The organism is Arthrobacter silvisoli, assembly GCF_003369445.1.
GTDB lineage: Bacteria > Actinomycetota > Actinomycetes > Actinomycetales > Micrococcaceae > Arthrobacter > Arthrobacter silvisoli.
On record NZ_QRCU01000040.1, the window covers coordinates 22,169 to 37,093 of the forward strand.

General features: G+C 65.7%; 13 protein-coding genes. All 13 read left to right on the forward strand.

Annotated features, from left to right (window positions below):
• Positions 1-63 precede the first annotated feature (63 nt).
• The gene (gene arc, locus DWV11_RS11770) at positions 64-1,869 is read left to right on the forward strand and encodes a proteasome ATPase (protein ID WP_210725730.1); all 1,806 of its coding nucleotides are present in this window, start codon (positions 64-66) and stop codon (positions 1,867-1,869) included.
• Positions 1,870-1,919: 50 nt separating this feature from the next.
• Complete coding sequence (gene dop / locus DWV11_RS11775) at positions 1,920-3,536, forward strand: depupylase/deamidase Dop (protein ID WP_115789116.1); 1,617 nt, start codon at positions 1,920-1,922, stop codon at positions 3,534-3,536.
• A 157-nt stretch (positions 3,537-3,693) separates the two neighbouring features.
• Entirely contained in the window at positions 3,694-3,897 is a 204-nt protein-coding gene (locus DWV11_RS11780; protein WP_074590947.1) for a ubiquitin-like protein Pup, read from the forward strand.
• Positions 3,898-3,964: 67 nt separating this feature from the next.
• Positions 3,965-4,774 carry a proteasome subunit beta gene (prcB, locus tag DWV11_RS11785; RefSeq protein WP_115789117.1) on the forward strand — a complete coding sequence of 270 codons (810 nt, stop codon included), beginning with the start codon at positions 3,965-3,967 and terminating at the stop codon, positions 4,772-4,774.
• Between the two features lies 1 nt (position 4,775).
• Positions 4,776-5,483 carry a proteasome subunit alpha gene (gene prcA, locus DWV11_RS11790; RefSeq protein WP_115789118.1) on the forward strand — a complete coding sequence of 236 codons (708 nt, stop codon included), beginning with the start codon at positions 4,776-4,778 and terminating at the stop codon, positions 5,481-5,483.
• Between the two features lies 1 nt (position 5,484).
• The gene (gene pafA / locus DWV11_RS11795) at positions 5,485-6,849 is read left to right on the forward strand and encodes a Pup--protein ligase (RefSeq protein WP_115789119.1); all 1,365 of its coding nucleotides are present in this window, start codon (positions 5,485-5,487) and stop codon (positions 6,847-6,849) included.
• A gap of 110 nt (positions 6,850-6,959) precedes the next feature.
• Positions 6,960-7,910, forward strand: a complete 951-nt coding sequence (locus DWV11_RS11800) for an FKBP-type peptidyl-prolyl cis-trans isomerase (protein ID WP_115789120.1) — start codon at positions 6,960-6,962, stop codon at positions 7,908-7,910.
• Positions 7,911-7,956: 46 nt separating this feature from the next.
• Positions 7,957-8,352, forward strand: a complete 396-nt coding sequence (locus DWV11_RS11805) for an FKBP-type peptidyl-prolyl cis-trans isomerase (RefSeq protein WP_115789121.1) — start codon at positions 7,957-7,959, stop codon at positions 8,350-8,352.
• A 104-nt stretch (positions 8,353-8,456) separates the two neighbouring features.
• On the forward strand, positions 8,457-10,448 hold the full coding sequence (locus tag DWV11_RS11810) for a helix-turn-helix transcriptional regulator (protein ID WP_210725731.1): 1,992 nt from the start codon (positions 8,457-8,459) through the stop codon (positions 10,446-10,448).
• Between the two features lie 20 nt (positions 10,449-10,468).
• The gene (locus DWV11_RS11815; RefSeq protein ID WP_115789123.1) at positions 10,469-10,819 is read left to right on the forward strand and encodes a hypothetical protein; all 351 of its coding nucleotides are present in this window, start codon (positions 10,469-10,471) and stop codon (positions 10,817-10,819) included.
• Positions 10,820-10,854: 35 nt separating this feature from the next.
• The gene (tatA, locus tag DWV11_RS11820; RefSeq protein ID WP_115789124.1) at positions 10,855-11,115 is read left to right on the forward strand and encodes a Sec-independent protein translocase subunit TatA; all 261 of its coding nucleotides are present in this window, start codon (positions 10,855-10,857) and stop codon (positions 11,113-11,115) included.
• 45 nt (positions 11,116-11,160) lie between these two features.
• Positions 11,161-11,955: a twin-arginine translocase subunit TatC gene (gene tatC, locus DWV11_RS11825; RefSeq protein WP_210725732.1), complete on the forward strand. Its 795-nt coding sequence runs from the start codon at positions 11,161-11,163 to the stop codon at positions 11,953-11,955.
• Between the two features lie 24 nt (positions 11,956-11,979).
• Entirely contained in the window at positions 11,980-14,901 is a 2,922-nt protein-coding gene (locus DWV11_RS11830; protein ID WP_115789126.1) for a DEAD/DEAH box helicase, read from the forward strand.
• Positions 14,902-14,925: the final 24 nt, after the last annotated feature.

The following is a 14,925-nucleotide window of genomic DNA, read 5'->3' on the forward strand; positions in this document are numbered from 1 at the left end:
AGTCTTCCCCGGCCTTTTGAGAGCTAAGGTCTATCTATAGACGCAGGAAGGGGCTGATGCTTCGTGGATACCGCGAACAACGATTTCGGACTGACACCGGAAGAGTCCTCCGCAAACGCGGAAGGAACAGTGGAGCGCGGTTTGGCCGCGATCGGACCGAAGCCGGGAGAAGGCGAACTGACGGTCGCCGAACGGCAGATCAACATCCTTCGCGACAAACTCCGGCACATCGACCGGCAACTTGCGGCAGCAACCCAGAACAACAGCAAACTCGTCACCATGCTGGAAACGGCGAAGGCCGAAATCGTCCGGCTCAAGAGCGCCCTGGAGCAGGACGGCCAGCCGCCCTACAGCTTCGGCACCATCCTGCAGATCAATCCGCGCCGCCAGCCTACGGCCGGCAACGCCGGACAGGCCGCCACGGAAGAATCCGTGGACATCTTCAACGCGGGGCGGAAAATGCGCGTCGGCATCAGCCCGCTGGTCAACGTCAACCAGCTGGCCGTGGGCCAGGAAGTGCTGCTGAACGAAGCTCTGCTGGTGGTCATGGCGCTCGGCTACGAACGGGCCGGCGAACTGGTCACCCTGAAGGAATTGCTGGGCCATGACCGGGCCCTGGTAGTCGGCCGTGCCGATGAGGAACGGGTGGTCCGGCTCTCCGGTGCACTGCAGAGGCAGTCCCTGCGCGTCGGAGACGCCCTGTCCTTGGATTCGCGCACCGGGTACGTCTTGGAGAAAGTGCCTCGCGCGGAAGTCGAAAACCTGGTCCTGGAGGAAGTTCCGGACATCACCTACGAGGATATCGGCGGCCTCGGCCCGCAGATCGAACAGATCCGCGACGCCGTCGAGCTTCCCTTCCTGCACCCGGACCTCTACCGCGAGCATGGGCTCAAGGCGCCCAAGGGCATCCTGCTGTACGGCCCTCCCGGCTGCGGCAAGACCCTGATCGCCAAAGCCGTGGCCAACTCCCTGGCCGCCCGGGCCGGCGAGCGTGCGGGCAACAGCGAACTGCAGAGCTACTTCCTCAACATCAAGGGCCCGGAACTGCTGGACAAGTACGTGGGCGAGACCGAACGCCATATCCGGCTGATTTTCGCCAGGGCGCGGGAGAAGGCATCCGACGGCAGCCCCGTGGTGGTTTTCTTCGACGAGATGGACTCGCTGTTCCGCACCCGCGGCACCGGGGTGTCCTCCGACGTCGAAACCACCATCGTGCCGCAGCTGTTGAGCGAGATCGACGGCGTGGAGCGGCTGGACAACGTGATCGTAATCGGCGCATCCAACCGTGAAGATATGATCGACCCCGCCATCCTGCGGCCCGGACGCCTCGACGTGAAGGTCAAGATCCAGCGTCCGGACGCCGAAGCTGCCGCGGACATCTTCGCCAAGTACATCACCACGGACCTGCCGTTCCACCCGAACGACCTCGCCGAACACCACGGTGATGTGCAGTCCACGGTGGACGCGATGATCCAGCGGACCGTGGAAGCGATGTACTCCACCGAGAAGTCCAACGAATACCTCGAAGTGACCTACGCCAACGGCGATACCGAAATGCTGTACTTCAAGGACTTCAACTCCGGCGCAGTGATCCAGAACGTGGTGGACCGTGCCAAGAAGTACGCCATCAAGGACCTGCTCACCACCAAACAGAAGGGCTTGCGGATCGACCACCTGCTGCGCGCCGTCGTGGACGAATTCCGTGAGCACGAGGACATGCCCAACACCACCAACCCGGACGACTGGGCACGCATCTCGGGTAAGAAGGGCGAACGCATCACCTACATCCGCACCATCGTCCAGGGCAAGGCCGGCCAGGAGCCCGGGAAGTCGATCGAGACGACCCCGAACACCGGCCAGTACCTGTGACCACGGGAAGCGGGGCTCTGCCGGGGAGCGAGCTGCCGGCAGGCGGAGCCATGCGCGTGATGGGCTCTGAAACCGAGTACGGCATCCACGCCCCCTCTGCTCCCGGCGCCAACGCCACCATGATGTCCGCCCGGGTCATCCAGGCCTACGCGCAGATCACCCGGCAGAAGACAGCCGGGGGAGCGGAGACCCGCTGGGACTACACGGACGAGGAGCCGCTGCATGACGCCCGCGGCTGGACCCTGGAGCGCAGCGCGGCCGACCCCAGCCAGCTTACCGACCAGCCGCCGGTGCTCGACGCCGAAGCGGTGGCCCTCGCGTACGGCCGCCAGGAACTGGAAGCCGACGGTTCAGACGAAGCCGGCTCACTTCTGATGAACATGGTCCTCGGCAATGGTGCCCGGCTCTACGTGGACCACGCCCATCCGGAATACTCGAGCCCCGAGGTGACCAACCCGCTTGCGGCCGTTACCTGGGACGCGGCCGGCGACCTGGTGGCCCTGGCCGCGGTCCGGAAGCTCGCGGCCGACCCGGAACTGCCGCCGATCAACCTCTACAAGAACAACACGGACAATAAGTCCGTCTCCTACGGCTCCCATGAGAACTACCTCATGCCGCGTTCGGTGCCCTTCGGGGAGATCGTGCGCGGACTCACCCCCTTCTTCGCCACCCGACAGGTCATCTGCGGGGCGGGACGGGTGGGGATTGGCCAGGACGGTTCCCGTCCGGGGTACCAGATCAGCCAGCGGGCGGACTTCTTCGAGGCCGAAGTCGGTCTCGAGACCACCATCCGCCGGCCGATCATCAATACCCGCGACGAACCGCATGCCACCGCGGACAAGTACCGGCGGCTGCATGTCATCATCGGCGACGCCAACCTGAGCCAGGTTTCCAACTACCTCAAGTTCGGCACCACGGCCATGGTGCTCAGCTTGATCGAGGCCGGCCAGGCTCCGAAGCTCGAACTCCACGAACCGGTAGCGGCGCTGCAGGAAATCAGCCACGACACCTCCCTCAGCACCACCGTCCGCCTGTTGGATGGCCGCAGAGTCACGGCGCTGGACATCCAATGGATCTACTACGAGGCCGCGGCCAAGCTTGCCCAGGAAACCAGTGTCTCCGACGCGGTCAGCGGCGACGGACACACGCAGGGCGTGCTGGAACGCTGGGAGTCGGTCCTCACCCTGCTCGGTTCCAACCCTCCTGCCGCCGCCTCCTCGGTGGAATGGCTCGCGAAGCTCGCCCTCCTCGAGGGGTACCGCAGGCGCGACGGGCTCCAGTGGGGCGACGCCCGGCTAGGCCTTGTGGACCTGCAATGGTCAGATATCCGCCCCGAAAAGGGGCTGTACTACCGGATGCTCGCCCGGGATCGGATGCAGCGCATGGTCGACGACGGTGCGATCGCCCGGGCCGCCGTCGAACCGCCGTCGGACACTCGGGCGTTTTTCCGCGGAAAGTGCGTTTCAACGTTCGGCAAGCAGGTGGTCGGGGCCAGCTGGGACTCGGTCATCTTCGATGTCCCAGGCATCGGAAAGCTGCAGCGCGTGCCCACCAGGGAACCGCTCCGCGGCACAGAATCCCTCACCGGGGAACTGTTCCGGAAGCACACCACGGCCGAAGGATTCCTCGGCGAACTGCTCGGCCCGCCACCGGCTCCCCGGGGCTGAACGGCAGGCCCGCGGCGCGGAGCGAATCGCCTGCGGGAAAACAGCAGCACGGCCGCCCGCACCGTGGCAGTATGGCATTACAGGGAGTCCCCACAGCGGTTCCGCTCCGGAGCCGCCGGCGGGGGCACCCCGCACAATGAAGAGAATGGAGAGGGTCATGGCAGCCCAGGAACAACAACAGCCGCAGTCCCGGGATACCGAGATCGAAGACGAGGTACCCGAGGCACCCCCGGCCGCACCGGAGGCCCAGGCATCCGCAGCCACCCAGGGCGTGGACGACCTGTTGGACGAAATCGACGGCGTGCTTGAATCCAACGCCGAAGAGTTTGTCCGTGCATTCGTGCAAAAGGGCGGCCAATAGCGGCAGGGCCCCACCCATTGCCCGGCCGGCGCCGGGCCCCGGATGTCATCGTCGAAGGAGCGCAGCAGTGCAGGAGCTAACGGCCGGCTTCCCGGCCACCCAGGCAACGTCGTCATTCACCGAGTATCTGCAGCGCTCAAGGCCCGAACTCCTTCCCGGCAGCCAGTCGCTCCCCGCCGGGCAGCTTCCGCAGGCACCCCACGCCACCACCATCGTCGCCTTGGCCTATCCGGGCGGTGTGCTGATGGCGGGGGACCGGCGGGCGACCATGGGCAACGTCATCGCCAGCAGGCACATCGAAAAAGTCTTCCCGGCCGACAGCTATTCAGTGCTGGGCATCGCCGGAACGGCCGGGCTGGCCATCGACATCACCAAGCTCTTCCAAGTGGAGCTGGAGCACTACGAAAAGATCGAAGGCACCCTGCTTAGCCTGGACGGCAAAGCCAACCGCCTCGGTGCCATGATCCGCAGCAACCTGCCCATGGCGATGCAGGGCATGGCCGTGGTCCCGCTGTTCGCCGGTTTCGATCAGGTGGCCCAGCTCGGCCGCCTGTTCTCCTATGACGTCACCGGAGGCCGCTACGAGGAACAGGAGCACCACTCAGTGGGATCGGGTTCCGTCTTCGCCCGGGGCGCCCTCAAGAAGCTGTGGCGCCCCAACCTTTCCGAGAGCGAGGCGGTTGCCGTCGCCGTCGAGGCCCTTTACGACGCCGCCGACGACGACTCCGCGACGGGCGGTCCGGACCCCGTCCGTCAGCTCTGGCCTGTGGTGTACACCGTGAACCGCGCAGGCGCCCGCCGGGTGCCGGAGCGGGAACTGGCCGAGATTGCCGGCCGGATCGCGAGCTCACGCACCATTGAAGGAAGGGAGGCCTGACATGACCCAGCAGTTCTACGTTTCGCCCGAGCAACTGATGAAGGACCGCGCGGATTTCGCGCGGAAGGGGATTGCCCGGGGCCGCTCGGTGGTCGTGATCAGTTGCGCCGACGGCATCGCCCTCGTGGCCGAGAACCCCTCCCCGTCCCTGCATAAACTCGGGGAAATCTACGACAAGATCGCCTTCGCAGCGGTCGGCAAATACAACGAATTCGAGAGCCTGCGCCAGGCCGGCGTGCGCTACGCGGATGTCCGTGGCTACTCCTACGACCGGGAAGACGTCACCGCCCGCGGCCTCGCAAGCGTCTATGCGCAGAGCCTGGGTGCGGTGTTCACCGCCGAACAGAAACCCTTCGAGGTCGAACTGGCCGTGGCCGAGGTGGGCCGGGACCAGGCCTCCGACCACTTGTACCGGCTGACCTTCGACGGTTCGATCGCCGACGTCAACGGTTTCGTGGCGATGGGGGGCCTGGCCGAGCAGGTCTCCGCGGTCCTCGAAGCCGGATGGAGCCCCGAGCTCAGCCTGGCCGGTGCGCTCCGGCTCGCCGTACGGGCCCTGGCCGCGGACAAGGACGCGGAGGCCTTGCCCGGCACTGCGGTGGAGGCAGCAGTGCTCGACCGCGGTTCCGAGAGCAGCCGCGGCAGCCGCCGTTCTTTCCGGCGGCTGTCCGCCGATGAAATTGTTCGCCTGCTGGAAGGGGAGGCCTGACATGGACAAGAGGATTTTCGGCATCGAAACCGAGTTCGGGATTTCTTACTCGAGCCCCGATTCGCGCCCCCTCGCACCGGAGGAAGTCGCCCGTTACCTGTTCCGCAAGGTGGTCAGTTGGGGCCGGTCCTCCAACGTGTTCCTCACCAACGGCTCGCGGCTCTACCTCGACGTCGGTTCCCACCCCGAATATGCCACTGCCGAATGCGACGACCTCGCCCAACTGATCGCCCACGACCGGGCGGGCGAGCTGATCCTGGACGACCTCGTCGACGAGGCTCAGAGCAGGCTCGCCGCGGAAGGGTTCAACGGCACGGTGTACTTGTTCAAGAACAACACCGACTCCGCGGGAAACTCCTATGGCAGCCATGAGAACTACCTCATCCCCCGGCGCGGAGAATTTTCCCGGCTCGCCGAAATCCTCATCCCGTTCCTGGTCACCCGCCAGCTGATCGCAGGCGCCGGCAAGGTCCTGAAGACCCCGCACGGCGCCACCTTCGCCTTCTCCCAGCGCGCGGACCACATCTGGGAAGGCGTCTCCTCGGCGACCACCCGCTCCAGGCCCATCATCAACACCCGGGACGAGCCGCACGCCGACGCCGAATTCTTCCGCCGGCTCCACGTCATCGTCGGCGACTCGAACATGTCCGAAACCACGGCCTTGCTGAAGGTCGGCACCGTGGACCTGCTACTGCGGATGATCGAAGCCGGAGTGATCATGCGGGACATGCGGATGGAGAACCCGATCCGCAGCATCCGGGAAATCTCCCACGACCTCAGCGGAAAGGCCTTGGTCCGCCTGGCCAACGGCCGCCAGCTGACGGCCCTCGAGATCCAGCGGGAATACCTTGAGAAGGTCACCGAATTCGTGGCGGCCAACGGCGCCCACAACCCGCACGTTCCCCTGATCCTCGATCTCTGGAAACGGACCCTCGACGCGATCGACAGCGGGAACACCAGCGCCATCGACACCGAAGTGGATTGGGCCATCAAGAAAAAGCTGATGGATGGATACATGGCGCGGCATGGCCTGGGCCTGGAATCGCCCCGGATCGCCCAGCTGGACCTGACCTACCACGACATCTCAAGGCAGCGCGGGCTCTTCTACCTGCTCCAGTCGCGCGGCGCCGCGCGGCGGCTGCTGGCGGACACGGACATCAAGGACGCCGTCGACATGCCGCCGCAGAGCACCCGCGCGAAACTGCGCGGAGACTTCGTCCGGCGCGCACAGGAGCTGGGCCGTGACTACACCGTGGACTGGGTGCACCTGAAGCTGAACGACCGCGCCCACCAGACGATCCTGTGCAAGGACCCCTTCCGCAGTGTCGATGAGCGGGTGGACGCCTTGCTGGATTCAATGAGCTGACTCCCAGCTTTTGCCGCTACTCTGGAACTTGGCCATTTTCCAGGTCAACTCATTCGCGCCCGGGCCCCGGCTCCGGCGCGTGTCCTTGAGCCCCGACGAAAGTTCAACTTGTGCGCCGACTCCTAGCAATACTGATCCCTGGCCTTTTGCTGCTCACCGCCTGTGGAGGCGGCAACCCCGCAGCTCCCGAACCGAGCAGCCAGTCTGCCGGCGACGTGGCCAAGTTCGATTCCTTGAAGATTTCCGACAACGGCGACAAAAAGGCCCCCGGGCTGGAATTCCCCAAGCCGCTGGAAGTCGCGGAACCCACCGTGAAGGAAGTCACGGAGGGCAGCGGCGACCGCATCGAGGCAGGGCAGATTGTTGAAATGTCCTACGTGGCCGTGGACGGCAAGACCGGCAAGACCCTGGAAGACACCTACCCAAGCGGTTCGCAGCCGATCGAGCTCAACGACCAGCTCAAGCAGGGCAGCTCCCTGATCTACAACGTCGTCGTCGGCGCGAAGGTCGGCTCGCAGATCGCCTTCGCCGCGCCGGGCAAAGCCGCCGGCAAAGGCACCGAGGCCGGGTCGAGCCAGCTTGTCGTCTTCAAGCTGATCTCCGCGAAGGACGCACCGAAGGTCCTCGACAAGCCCGAAGGCGACACCGTCACCCCGCCCGCCGGACTGCCGACCGTCAAGGTCAACAGCGACGGCGTTCCGGAAATCTCAGTCGCCGGGGTCAAGGCTCCCACATCCCTCATCGCCCAGGACCTCGTCAAGGGCAAGGGCGCCGTCGTCAAGGCAACGGACACCCTGAGCGTCAACTACGTCGGCGTCACCCTGGCCGGCGGCAAGAAGTTCGACTCCAGCTTCGAGGACAGCTTCGGACACAAGGGCGTCGCCACGTTCCCGCTCAACGGCGTCATCAAGGGCTGGACGCAGGGCCTGGCCGGCAAGACGGTTGGATCCCGCGTACTCCTTGTCATCCCGAAGGCACTCGCATACCCGGATGCCACGCCTGAAAGCGGAAAGCCCGTTGGCGACCTCGTCTTCGTTGTCGACATCCTCGGCACCAAATAGCCAACACCTCCAGCAAACCCACCCACGCACACACTGAGGAGCAACCATGTCATTCGGACAGCGCGACTACGACCGCACCAAGCCTGAGATCGACTTCCCCGAAGGCGACGTCCCGGCCGAGCTCGTCATCACCGACCTGATTGTCGGCGACGGCGCCGAGGCCAAGCCCGGCGACACCGTCTCCACCCACTACGTCGGCGTGGCCTGGTCCACCGGCGAGGAATTCGACGCGTCCTGGAACCGCGGCACCCCGCTTGACTTCCGTGTCGGCGTCGGCCAGGTCATCCAGGGCTGGGACCAGGGCCTGCTCGGTATGCGGGTGGGCGGCCGCCGCCGGCTCGAGATCCCGTCCGAACTTGCCTACGGCTCCCGTGGCGCCGGCGGGGCGATCAAGCCCAACGAGGCACTGATCTTCGTCGTGGACCTGGTGGCCGTCCGCTAAGCGCGACGCACCAGGAACCGCCAGGAAGGCGCGTCACCGCCGGCATCGTCCGGCAGGTGACGCGCCTTCTTCGTTATCCCCGGGACTTTAGTAACGTTGCATCCGTGTCCGCATCACGTACCGAACGCCTCCTGAACCTGCTTCTTGCGCTCCTGAACACGAAGTACGGCCTCTCGCGCGCCGCCCTGCGGGAGAAGGTCTACCACGACGACGACAGCAACGACACGGCATTCGGGCGCATGTTCGAGCGGGACAAGACCGAGCTGCGCAGCTTCGGTTTCGAGATTGAGACGATTGCTGAGGCCGGCCTTGCCGGGGAGGATCCCGCCACCACCCGCTACCGGATCGGCAGGGAATCAAACCGCCTCCCGGACGTCCACCTGACGCCTGCCGAGGGCACTGTCCTGGTCCTTGCCGCGATGCTGTGGGAGCGCAGTGCCCTCGGCGGCGCCGCGGCCAGTGCGCTGCGGAAGCTCCAGGCCTCCGGGGATCTTGGTGAGGTGGAGCTTCCCGCCGGCGTCCAGCCACGGATCAAGCCGGCCGGGCCGTCCTTCGAAGCGATCGTGAACGCCTTGAACGCCCGCCATCCGGTCAGCTTCGGATACCGCGCAGCGAGCACAGGACAGGAAGAACGGCGCCGGGTGGAGCCATGGGGGCTCGGCAGCCGCTTCGGCCAGTGGTACCTCGTCGGATTCGACACCGCGCGCGGAGCGAAGCGCTTCTTCCGGCTGTCCCGGATGACCAGCGCAGTGCAGCTCGAAACGAAGGACAGCTACGAGCTGCCCGCAGGTTTCGATGCCCGCAAGGAACTGGACAGCCTGGCCGAGCTGCCCCTGCAGGAGGCGATCCTCGAGGTCCAGGAGGGCCGTCTCCTGGGCCTGCGCAAACGGTCCACACCCGTTCCGGAAGACGGACCCGCGGACAACGAGCGTGACGTGCTCTCAGTGCCGTTCCGCGACAGTGAGCTCTTCGCCGAGGAGCTGGCCTCCTACGGCCCCCACGTCAAGGTCGTGGGGCCCGAGGAGCTGCGCACCGCCGTCGTACGCCGCCTGGAAACCGCGGAAGCGGCCATCACCGGGCCCGCCGTCCCGGTGGAATTCCCCGCCGCCTCCGGCCGTGCACGCAAGCGGACGTCCGAGGACCAGCTGAGCCGGATGCTGCAGCTCGTCCCGTTCCTGGTCCACAACCAGGGACTTCCCATCCAGGAAGTGGCTGACCGCTTCGGGATCAGCCGCAAGGAACTCATTGCCGATCTCCGGATCCTGATCTGCTCCGGCCTGCCGGAAGGGTATCCGGATGACCTGTTCGACATCGATTGGGAAGACGAGCACGTCTACATCCACGAACACCTGGAGCTGAACCGGCCGGTGCGCTTCAGCGAGGAAGAGGCCTCAGCGCTGCTGACCGGACTGGCCACACTCGGCAGCCTTCCGGCGCAGGCCGGCCTGTCGGGTGACGAACAGGCCAGCGCGCTGGAGTCGGTCACCGTCAAACTCGCGGGCGCAGCGGGGGAGGCAGGGCGGGTGGCTGCCTCCTTCGCGGCTCCTCCGGTGGAACCCGCGGAGGCGGGATTCTTCGAAACCGTCACTGCCGCCATCAGGGACGGCCGGCAGCTTGCGCTGCGGTACTTCTCGCCCCAGAGGGACGCTGTGTCCGAGCGTGACGTGGATCCGTTGCGCCTGTATTCGCAGGACAACATCTGGTACTTCGAGGCGTACTGCCACAGTAAGGCCGCGGTCCGGAACTTCCGGCTTGACCGCGTCGAAGAGCTGGCGCCGAACGGCAAGCCAGTGTCCACCCCGGCCAGCGCCGAGACGTCCGTGCCGGTGAAGCTCTACACCCCTAGTGACGACGACGTCGTGGTGGTCCTGCAGCTGAGCGGCCAGGGCGCGCATCTGGCGGACGACTACTACGCCGAACGCACGGCTGAGCTGCCCGACGGCGGCCTGCTCGCCGAGGTCCGCTTCGGAAGCGTCGACTGGTTGCCGATGTTCATCGCCCAACATGGCGGTGCCGCCCGCATCCTGGAGCCCGCAGGGCTGGCCGATGCCTCGGCGAAGTGGGTCGTGGCGGCCCTTGCGCAGTACGGTCGCTGAGGGCTGGCTAGACTCTTAAGATGCCTTGGTGGTCATGGATCCTGCTTTGGGTGGCGCTGATTGCGGTCTCGCTGCTTTGTTATCTGCTGCTTGGCATCCGCCTGTTCCGGAAGGTCATGGCAACTTTGCGTGAACTTTCGGCGGCGGGCGCGAAGCTCGGGCACCTCCCGGCGGCCCCGGAACGCCCGCAGGACGACGGCGGCACGCGCCGTCCGGCGCCCGGCTCCGCTGTTTTTGCCTCGCCGGAACAGATGCGTCATGATTACTTCGCGGCCAAGGCCTTCCGCCGGGAGTTGCGTCGGCAGAGGCGCGTTAAGCGCAAAGCGGAACGGGGCCAACCCCAGTCTCTGCACGACATCGAATTCAGTTAGACGTAGGATGTATTCCAACGAAAGGACTTCCCCACATGAGGCTTGAAGGCTGGCATATTGTCATTATCGTCGTCCTGGCCCTGGTGCTCTTCGCGGCACCCAAGCTGCCGTCCATGGCGCGCAGCATCGGCCAGTCGATGCGTATTTTCAAATCCGAGGTCCGCGAAATGAAGAAGGACGGAACGTCCGAGACGGCCAGCGGAGAACCCCCGGTGGAAGGCAAAGTGGTCGGCCACCCGGAGCAGAACGGCAAGAACGGCGGGGACTCCGACCTCCCGCCGAGCAACCGCGTTTGACGAGTGGTGCAAGTGAAAGGTCGGAAGGCCAATCCTGAAGGGCGCATGGCCCTGCTTGATCACCTCAAGGAACTCAAGAACCGGCTTTTCAAGTCCGCCCTTGCAGTGATTGCCGGAACCGTGGTGGGCTTCATCGTGTACCAGCCCCTGTTGGCTGCGCTCATCAAGCCGATCAAGGACCTGAACAACACAGGAGGCCGGCTCGCCGCGCTGAATTTCGACGGCGTCGCGAGTTCCTTTGACCTGATGATCCAGGTCTCGATCTTCCTGGGCGTCATCATCGCCAGCCCGGTCTGGATCTATCAGCTCTGGGCGTTCATCGTCCCGGGGTTGCACAAGAAGGAACGCCGGCTGGCGCTTTCGTTCGTGGCTGCGGCGGTTCCCTTGTTTGTCGCGGGTGTGCTTCTGGCCTGGTTCGTGCTTCCCAACGCCGTGCGCGTGCTGACGGAATTCACGCCCGAGGGCGGCTCCAATTTCATCAGTGCGGATATCTACCTGGCCTTCGTGATCAGGCTGCTGCTTGCCTTCGGCATCGCCTTCCTGATCCCCGTAGTGCTGGTTGGCCTGAACCTGGCCGGCATCATCAAGGGACAGCAGCTCGTCAAAAGCTGGCGGATCACCATTTTCCTGGTGTGCTTGTTCGCGGCCATGGCCGCCCCGGGCGCCGATGCCATGAGCATGTTCTACCTGGCTGTCCCGATGCTCCTGCTTTTCTTCGCCGCGATCGGCCTCTGCCTGCTGAACGACAAGCGGCGGGCCCGCCGGCAGGTGAAGCTTGCGGAGGAGACCGAGGCCACAGCAGACATCCCAACGTCCGCCTCCGATCTGGACAAGCTGTAGCCTCCAAGCCACTACGCTTGAATCATGTTCAACCACCCTGAGGCCGCGTCGCCCTCAGAGCGATACAGGGCGGCAGCGCAGCGGTCGTCAGATGCCAAGAGCTACCTGGGCGCCTTCAGCCGCACACTCGACTTCGAGCTCGACGATTTCCAACGCGAAGCCTGCCGGTCCCTCCAGGAAGGCAGGGGGGTGCTCGTTGCAGCACCTACCGGCGCCGGTAAGACCATCGTGGGCGAGTTCGCCATCTACCTGGCCCTGGAACGCGGGCTCAAGGCCTTCTACACCACCCCGATCAAGGCCCTCAGCAACCAGAAGTTCTCGGAACTCGCCACCAAATACGGGCCGGCCAACGTCGGCCTCCTCACGGGCGACACCACCATCAATGGCGAAGCGCCGGTGGTGGTGATGACCACTGAAGTCCTCCGGAATATGCTCTACGCGGATTCGGACACCTTGGACGACCTCGGTTACGTGGTCATGGACGAGGTGCACTACCTCGCGGACCGCTTCCGCGGCGCCGTCTGGGAGGAAGTCATCATCCACCTGCCCAGCGAAGTCCAAGTGGCCTCCCTGAGCGCCACCGTCTCCAACGCCGAAGAATTCGGCGCCTGGCTGGACACCGTCCGCGGCGACACTGACGTGATCGTCTCCGAACACCGGCCCGTGCCCCTGTGGCAGCACGTCATGGTGGGCAGGGAAATCGTGGACCTCTTCGCAGGTGACACCAGCTTCGACGAAATCGCGTCCTCACCGGACACCAATGACCGGGATGGGGCCGGGCTGCCAGCGGAAGAACCGGGCGTACGGCGAAACAACGGGCAGGGCGCTGAACCCAGGGCCGGCTTCGAAGTGAACCCCGAGCTCCTCTCCATGGCCCGCGCCGAAAGCCAGATGAACTTCCGCGGCCGCTTCGGTCACGGCGGGCGCAGCAGGCGCCGCCAGGACAGGCAGCGCGAGGACCGCGGCGGAGACGCGCAGCGTAGTCCCGTACGCAAGGCCAGCCGTCCGCAGGTCATCGCAAGCCTCGACCGGCAGGACCTGCTGCCAGCGATCACCTTCATCTTCTCGCGGGCCGGCTGCGACGCCGCCGTCGCACAGTGTGCGGCCGCCGGGCTGTGGCTCACCACCGAACGCGAACAGCAGATCATCGCGTCGCGCGTGGACGAGGCCAGCCGGGACATCCCCGCCGAAGACCTCGATGTGCTGGGCTTCTGGGGCTGGCGCGACGGCCTGCTCCGCGGGCTTGCAGCCCACCATGCCGGGCTCCTTCCCACCTTCAAGGAAGTCGTGGAGACCCTCTTCGCGGAAGGTTTGGTCAAGGCCGTGTTCGCCACGGAAACGCTGGCGCTGGGCATCAACATGCCCGCACGCTGCGTGGTCCTGGAAAAGCTCGACAAGTTCAACGGGGAAGCCCACGTCAACATCACCGCCGGTGAATACACCCAGCTGACAGGCCGCGCGGGACGCCGGGGGATCGACGTCGAGGGCCATGCCTTGGTGCTCTGGCAGCCGGGCACGGATCCTGCCGCCGTCGCCGGCCTCGCCTCCCGCCGGACCTATCCGTTGAACTCAAGCTTCCGGCCGACCTACAACATGAGCATCAATCTCATCGCCCAGTTTGGCCGTGCCCGGGCACGGGAAATCCTCGAGTCCTCCTTCGCGCAGTTCCAAGCCGACCGCTCGGTGGTGGGTCTGGCCCGGCAGGTCCGTGCGCGGGAGGAATCCTTGGCGGGCTACGCCAGGTCCATGACCTGTCACCTGGGTGACTTCACCGAGTACGCCTCGCTGCGCAGGGAACTCGGCGACGCCGAAAAGGCAGCCTCCCGGAGCAACGCCCGGGCGCGGAAATCGCTCACCCAGGACTCTCTCACCCGGCTCATGCCAGGCGACGTGCTGAAGGTGAGCGGCGGACGGATCCCGGGCTACGCCGTCGTCCTCAGTTCCGACAGCCAGGCACGCGAGCCGCGGCCGGCCATCCTGACCGAGGACGGCCACCTCCGCCGGATCAGCAGTTACGACGTCGATGGCCCTGTCAGCGCTGAATCCTGGATCCGGATTCCCAAGTCCTTCAACGCCAAAATCCCCAAGTCCCGCAGGGACCTCGCTTCAGCCCTTCGCGACGCCATCCAGGAGGGCAGGCCGCCTGCGCGCGCCGCACGGAACGAGGATTTCGGGCGGGACCGCAATGTTGCCGATCAGGAGCGCAAGATCGCGGGCCTGCGCAAGGCGCTGCGCGCACACCCCTGCCATGGCTGCAGCGAACGCGAAGACCACGCCCGCTGGTCCGAACGCTGGTGGAAGCTCCGCCAGGAAACGGACGGCCTCGCCCGGCAGATCCAGGGGCGGACCAATACGATCGCGAAGACCTTCGACCGGGTCTGCGACGTCCTGTCCGCGTACGGCTACCTGGAAAACCAGGGCGGCGGACACCTGGCCATCAGCGGCGACGGGCAGCGCCTGCGCCGGATCTACGGCGAGAAGGACCTCCTCATCTCGCAGGCCATCCGGCAGGGCGCGATCTCCGATCTGGACGCCGCCGAGCTGGCCGCGTTTTCCAGTGCACTGGTCTACCAGGCCAAGCGCGAGGACCGAGGCCTCAGGCCCAGGATGCCTTCCGTTTCGCTGGAGGTATCCGTGGACATTGTGGTCAGGGAATGGTCCCGCTTGGAAGACCTGGAGGAGCAGAACAAGCTTCCACTCACCGCCGAACCCGAGCTGGGCCTGATCTGGCCGATGTACAAGTGGGCCAAGGGACGCCACCTTCAGGAGGTCCTGAACGGCACGGACCTTGCTGCTGGCGACTTTGTCCGTTGGGCGAAGCAGGTGGTGGACCTGCTGGACCAGCTCGCCAAGATCCCGGGCCTGGAGCCCCGGCTTGCCCGGATCTGCCGGGAAGCCATCGACTTGGTCCGCCGCGGCGTCGTGGCGTACTCGAACGTCGCGTGAGCCAAGCATCCGCGTCAGCTAGGA

Bases quoted from the DNA above. Each gene is read 5' to 3' on its own strand.
- prcA (WP_115789118.1), top strand. From the start codon at position 4,776: ATGACCCAGCAGTTCTACGTTTCGCCCGAGCAACTGATGAAGGACCGC.
- tatA (WP_115789124.1), top strand. From the start codon at position 10,855: ATGAGGCTTGAAGGCTGGCATATTGTCATTATCGTCGTCCTGGCCCTG.
- DWV11_RS11830 (WP_115789126.1), top strand. From the start codon at position 11,980: ATGTTCAACCACCCTGAGGCCGCGTCGCCCTCAGAGCGATACAGGGCG.
- DWV11_RS11780 (WP_074590947.1), top strand. From the start codon at position 3,694: ATGGCAGCCCAGGAACAACAACAGCCGCAGTCCCGGGATACCGAGATC.
- pafA (WP_115789119.1), top strand. From the start codon at position 5,485: ATGGACAAGAGGATTTTCGGCATCGAAACCGAGTTCGGGATTTCTTAC.
- tatC (WP_210725732.1), top strand. From the start codon at position 11,161: ATGGCCCTGCTTGATCACCTCAAGGAACTCAAGAACCGGCTTTTCAAG.
- dop (WP_115789116.1), top strand. From the start codon at position 1,920: ATGCGCGTGATGGGCTCTGAAACCGAGTACGGCATCCACGCCCCCTCT.
- DWV11_RS11805 (WP_115789121.1), top strand. From the start codon at position 7,957: ATGTCATTCGGACAGCGCGACTACGACCGCACCAAGCCTGAGATCGAC.
- DWV11_RS11815 (WP_115789123.1), top strand. From the start codon at position 10,469: ATGCCTTGGTGGTCATGGATCCTGCTTTGGGTGGCGCTGATTGCGGTC.